The organism is Neobacillus drentensis, from assembly GCF_036965645.1.
Lineage (GTDB): Bacteria > Bacillota > Bacilli > Bacillales > Cytobacillaceae > Neobacillus > Neobacillus drentensis_D.
This window is the reverse complement of the sequence record NZ_JBALPZ010000205.1, coordinates 701-1,364: the sequence shown is the minus strand read 5'-3', so window position 1 is coordinate 1,364 and position 664 is coordinate 701. Positions and strand designations below refer to the sequence as shown.

1 protein-coding gene is annotated in these 664 nt (G+C 38.4%); it reads right to left on the bottom strand.

The window, feature by feature from the left end:
• Positions 1-44: 44 nt before the first annotated feature.
• Positions 45-389 carry a flagellar basal body rod protein gene (locus tag V7266_RS28150; protein ID WP_335472523.1) on the bottom strand — a complete coding sequence of 115 codons (345 nt, stop codon included), beginning with the start codon at positions 387-389 and terminating at the stop codon, positions 45-47.
• Between the last annotated feature and the right edge of the window lie 275 nt (positions 390-664).

The window sequence follows — 664 nt, the reverse complement described above, 5'->3', positions numbered from 1 at the left end:
GCGGAAATCAACATCCAAAATTAACACAGCCTTTTTATATAAGATTATTTTTTAAATTCGTTCCACTGCTTTTCAAAGTTTACAAATGGGTCGCTATCTTTGCTTTTCGGCGCCTTTTTGTTTTTGTTCCATTCTTTATAAACTAAGTAAAGCACATATGCAGCGGCCACTCCGATAAGGGCTGGGATGTGGTGGATGGTGGAAGATAGTACAATTAAACCAATGATGACTAACCCGATCTTCCAAGCAATGGAATCCGTTTTGAGAAATTGCCTAAAGATGAAGTAAAGCAGCACGAGACTAACCAATAATCCTACCATTGGGCCGATGGAGTGAAGCAATATAAGAGCAGCCAGCCCGCCGGCTAAACATAAACCAAACTTTTTCATTTTAATTCCTCCTTGGAATTGTGCACTTATTGATTTCTTTATCTTGATATCATCTTACCTTTATTTATGGATTTCCATAATTGCGCTAGAGCTTGATTTTTGTATCAGACTTAAGACGTAGGTGAGATGAGACTAAGACAAAAAAAGACTGCCATAGCAGGCTTACTCTAAATCGCCTTGATTGAAAGTTGACAAAAATCGGCTTCCTTATCCCTCGAAAATTCGCTTTCGCTTGAGCTTCAGGAGTTATGAACTTCTCTTATCCTTCGAAGATT